General features: G+C 64.8%; 4 protein-coding genes (1 of these 4 cut by a window edge). 3 read left to right on the top strand and 1 reads right to left on the bottom strand.

All coding sequences use genetic code 11. The features are described 5' to 3' along the window. The 3 genes from G489_RS0116165 to G489_RS0116155 all read left to right on the top strand — a co-directional run. On the top strand, positions 1-217 hold the 3' portion of the coding sequence (locus G489_RS0116165) for a VOC family protein (protein WP_029042397.1). 158 nt of this gene lie to the left of the window's left edge; the window shows 217 of its 375 coding nt (coding positions 159-375); the start codon falls outside the window, past its left edge; the stop codon is at positions 215-217. A 121-nt stretch (positions 218-338) separates the two neighbouring features. After that, entirely contained in the window at positions 339-767 is a 429-nt protein-coding gene (locus G489_RS0116160) for a CBS domain-containing protein (protein ID WP_029042396.1), read from the top strand. 34 nt (positions 768-801) lie between these two features. Next, positions 802-2,343, top strand: a complete 1,542-nt coding sequence (locus G489_RS0116155; protein ID WP_035873205.1) for an MFS transporter — start codon at positions 802-804, stop codon at positions 2,341-2,343. On the opposite strand, the gene G489_RS0116150 is transcribed toward G489_RS0116155, so the two are convergent. After that, a complete protein-coding gene (locus G489_RS0116150; protein ID WP_155889424.1) occupies positions 2,324-4,285 on the bottom strand; it encodes a M23 family metallopeptidase in 1,962 nt (653 codons plus the stop codon). The two genes, G489_RS0116155 and G489_RS0116150, sit on opposite strands and share 20 nt — an antisense overlap. Positions 4,286-5,000: the final 715 nt, after the last annotated feature.

Below are 5,000 nucleotides of genomic sequence, written 5' to 3'. Positions count from 1 at the left end.
TGGCGGCGTCGACGGGCATAGCGAATCCCGGATCGAGCCGCTGGTCATTCTCAAAACCGACGATATCAACGCCGCCCTCGAACGGGTGGAAAACGCCGGCGGGGTCGTCACCGTGCCGATTTTCGACTTTCCCGGCGGCCGCCGTTTCCAGTTCCGCGAACCCGGCGGCAACGAAATGGCTGTGTGGGCCCTGCCTGAGCCCGAACAGGACGCCTGAGGCAAGCTATTGCCGGGGTTGACAGATTGTCGCACAATCATCGCCCCGGCATTTGCCGAATTTTGGGCCCTGTAGCCCGGTTTCAGGCAACTCCCGCCGGGTGCGGCGAAAGGAGGTGTCCATGAAAGTTGAACAGATCCTCGACAGGAAGGGCCGGGATGTCTTTGCGGTAAGCACAACCACGAGCATTGCCGAGGCAATCGACATGCTCAATGACAGGAACATCGGCGCCATTGTCGTGGTCGACGACGATAGCCGCGTGGTGGGCATCCTGTCCGAACGCGACGTTGTGCGCCGGATATCGCGGGAGCGCGAAGCCCTGCTCGCCCGGCAGGTCGGCGACGTGATGACCGCCGACCCGGTGACCTGCGATACCGATTCGAGCTCGGACGAACTGATGGCGGTGATGACCACCCGCCGCATCCGACACGTGCCGGTTGTCGGCGGCGGACGCCTGATCGGGCTGATCTCGATCGGGGATATCGTCAAATGCCGAATCGAGGAAACCGAGCAGGAGGCCGCGGCGCTGCGCGACTACATCGCGTCCTGACGTGGCTGCGCATCTGCGCTGACCGGAGGACATCATGAGCGAAGCCCAGGCGCCCCACCCGGGCGCAGGCCCCCTTTCGGGCAGCAGAACCTTTTGCCCTCGCCAGCGCCGGCGATTCGTCCTCATCGTCGCCATTCTCGCTTCGGCCATGGCCTTTATCGATGGCAGCGTGATCTCGATCGCGGTGCCTGCCATCCGCGCAGACCTCTCCGCTTCGCTCGCCGACATGCAATGGGTCTCCAACGCCTATCTGTTGTTTCTGTCTGCCCTGATGCTTGTGGGCGGTGCCGCCGGCGACCGCTTCGGCCTGCGGACCGTTTTCATCTTCGGCATCGCCCTGTTCGTAGCCGCATCCGCCGGTTGCGCCGTCGCCGCCGATACGCCCTGGCTGATCGCGAGCCGAATCGTCCAGGGGATCGGCGCCGCGTTCATGGTGCCCTCGAGCCTTGCCATCATCGCCAAGGCCTATCCGCGCGAGGAGCGGGGGCGCGCCATCGGCATCTGGGCCGCCGCCTCCGCACTCACAACGACCGCGGGCCCGATTCTCGGCGGCTTCGCCCTGACTGCGCTCGGCGAGTGGAGCTGGCGGCTGGTCTTCGCCATCAACCTGCCCATCGGGGTCGTCGCACTGGGCCTTTTGATCTTCATGGTGCCACCGGACGACGCAGCCGATCGCCGCCGCATCGATGTCATAGGTGGCCTCCTGGCCACCGCCGCTCTCGCCCTGATCGCGCTGGCGCTGACCAATGAGAGCGAAGTGCCGAACCTCACCCGCGCTGCCGGCCTCGGCGCAGCGGGGCTGGCGGTTCTGGCCGGGTTCCTGTTCTGGGAAGCGCGGGCAAAACACCCCATGGTTCCGCTTGGCCTGTTCACGGTCAAAGCCTTTTCGGGCGCGAACTTCCTCACCTTCTGCGTCTATTTCGCCCTCGGCGCGGTGATGTTCTTCCTGCCCATGACCGCTGTCAGCGCCTGGGGTGCCAATGAGGCGATGGTGGCGTTCGCATTGCTCCCGCTCGGGATCGCCATCACCACCCTGTCGAGCGTCGGCGGCTGGCTCGCCGACCGCTTCGGCGCCGGACCGCCGATCACCGCCGGCTCCTGCCTCGTGGCGACGGCCTTTGCCGGCATCGCGCTCGTCTCCCCGCTCGAGATGCTTTTCGAGACCATCACCCCGCTGATCGCCTTGATGGGCATCGGCATGGCGCTGCTGGTCTCTCCGCTGTCGGCAGCGGTGATGGGCGCGGTCGGGGATGAAGACACCGGCATCGCCTCGGGCATCAACAATGCGGTGTCCCGCGTTGCCTCGCTGGTGGCGGTCGCCGCAATGGGCGGGCTTGCCGCCTTCACCTTCGCATTGACCGTCGGCCCGGCTGTCCCGCAGGGCCTGTCATTCGGCAGCATTCCGGAAATCGATCTGAGTGCGGGTCAATCCGCTCAGTTCAGCGCCGCCAGCAATGCGGCGCTCAGCGCTGTCGCCTGGGTATCGGCAGGACTGGCAGCACTCTCGGCGCTTGTCAGCCACCTCACGCTCGACCGCCACCTGCCGGTCAAACCGGTCAGTCAGCCGACGCAATGACGAAGGGCTGGGCGTCCTCACGCTGCATCAGGTCGCGGACCTGGGAGATGCGCTGCTCGAACTGGCTCGCATAGCGGTTGGGCAGGGTCTTGTCGCGCGGCAGACGCACCGACAGCGCATCGACCGGGCGGCCATTGATCTTGATCTCGTAATGCAGATGCGGACCGGTGGAATTCCCCGTCGAACCCACATAGCCGATAACCTGCCCCTGGCGCACCCGTGTGCCCGGCCTCATGCCGTCAGCGATGCGGCTCATATGCGCATAGGCAGTGCCGTAGCCATTGGCGTGGGTCAGTTCGACGTAGCGGCCATAGCCCGACACCCATTGCGCCCTTTTGACGACCCCGTCGCCACCCGCATAGATCGGCGTGCCTGTCCGTGCCGCCAGGTCGATCCCTGAATGCAGCCGGCGGGTCTTGAAGATCGGATGGATACGATAACCGAAGCGGGACCGCAGGCGCCCCCCGCCCTCGAGCGGCCGGCGAATGAGGAACTTCTTCCCTGTCTGGCCTTCCGGATCGTAGAAATCGGTGACCCCGTCCTCGGTCTGGAACCGGTAGAGCTCACGCTTTGTCTTGTCGACGGTCAGCCCGACATAAAGCAGTTCCTTGTGCCCTTCGGCATCCGGCTCGGACTGCAGGATCTCGATGGAATCGCCCGGCGCCACCTTCTTGGTCAGATCGAGGTCATAGGCATACATCGACACGATGCGTTCGATCGTCTTGTCCTCGAGATCGTGTTTGCGCCCGGTCTCGAAGATCGACCGGTAAAGGCTCGGCAGCTGCCCGACCGCGATTTCCTCGGTGTCCTCGTCGGTGAACTCGATGGCGGTCGGCGCCGTACCGATCACGTAGCGGCCATTATCGGTCAGCGCCACGGTGACGATATGCGCATCATCGGGATCATAAATGCTGACCCGATAGGGAATCTGGGTTGTCGACCCTCGCGAAGGCCCGAACAGAATGCGCAAATGGCTGCTCGTCGTCAGCACATCGGAGGGGAACACATTGCGCAGCGTGCGGCTGATCGCGGTCACCATCTGCTCGGTGAACCCGTTCCGCCCCAGGATATCGGCCAGTTTGGTCTCTTCGCGAATGGTGAGAATGCGTTCGGTACGGCCCGACCCGCCCGCCTCGCCAAGCGTTGTCTTGGGCACAACGGTGACATTCTCGGCAACGCCTGAAAGCCCGGTGATGTCGGGACCGATGGTCACCGCACCACCAATCTCCTGCAGCCGGTCATTGCCCGGCGCATAGGCAAGCGCGGCGCCCGCCTCGCCGTCCGCATAGGCATATTCGAGCGATTGCCTGACGAATTCGGAAGCGCGCCGGTCAGAGATCGAGGCGCGGGGCGGCTGCGAGAAACTCAGGCTTGCCAGCTTGACCGTGACTTCGCCTTCCACCTCGGCGCCATAGATATCGTCGATGGCGAAATCCTCTTCGCCTTCGATCGGCTGGTTCCGGCGCAGCAATTCGATCGGGTCGTAGGCGGGAATGTCCGAGGACAGGGAGGTGGCCGAAGTCGCCAGCGTCGCCTTGATGCGCAAGAAGGGCTGCCGGCGGATACGCGCCCCGCCATCGACTTCCTCGCGAATGCTCGCTTCCACGATCTCGAGGTCAGAACGGGTCTTGGCAACGGGCCGCGCCCGGTCGGTCTTGGTCGACGGCAGCGCTGCGACGGCAGCCGCGCTGGGCTGCGCGACCTGCAAGGCCGCATAAGGCGTCGAGAAGGTGTCCTGACCCTTGAAGGAGACGTAGAGCGCAGCCCCCATCAGCATCACGCTGGTCAGCCCCGTCAGGATGGCGCCGGAAAGCCAGGCCACGGAAATTTCGCGGCCCTGGGGCATGTCCCCGTCGGTCGATTCAAGCGTCAGCGCGGGCGCATCCTCATACCCGGATGCGGCAAGGCTCGATACGATCTGGTGCTTGCGCGCAGCGTTCACGCCGTCGGTTTCCTCTGGCCAATCCCCAACATCGATACCTCGGACCGGTTCTTCGCCGGTCACAAATCTCGATCCCGATCCGGCCCGCCGCGCGCCGGCTGCAAGACAGTTCCCATCAAGGAGCCTGATGTCAAGCCGCGCGCCTCTTGAACGAACGGATCGGACACGCCCGCCATTGCAGCAGGCACCAATGTGCGATGCCCAACAAATGCGGCGAAACTTGGCCTCTATGGCAGTTTCAGCCAATCATGCTCCCCCTCGGGCGGCCCCGGACGCTCTTTGCCTCACGACGGCGGGCTGATCCGCGGCCAAGTTCATTTCCAACGGTTCCCGGCTCTCTCCTTGTCTCACGGAGCGTACCGCTCCGGTCACGACGCTGGTCGCTGTGACCTCCGCTGCGCCTGCGACACCGCGGCGCAAAAGTGCGCCGGGGTTCTCATTCGGTCAGCGCCCTCTCTCGTCCTCCTTTTCCCTCGCCAGGTATTTCGGGCCGCCCCGGACTTGATCCGGGGCCCATTCGCAATTGGGCATCCTGCCATTCGAGCGCAGCTCTCATGGCCTGCTCACCTCCAATCGATCCACCGGATCGATTGGCGAGACGGCTCGCAGTCCCGGCTCTCTCCTTGCCTCGCGCCGGCGGGCTGGCCGGGACAGCTCGGTATGGGTGCAAGCGTTCACCCGAACACGCCCGGCAGGTTTTAACCTCCGAGGTTTG

Source organism: Cucumibacter marinus DSM 18995 (genome assembly GCF_000429865.1).
Lineage (GTDB): Bacteria > Pseudomonadota > Alphaproteobacteria > Rhizobiales > Devosiaceae > Cucumibacter > Cucumibacter marinus.
The sequence above is the reverse complement of the archived record's forward strand: the minus strand, read 5'-3'. Positions and strand labels throughout refer to the sequence as shown.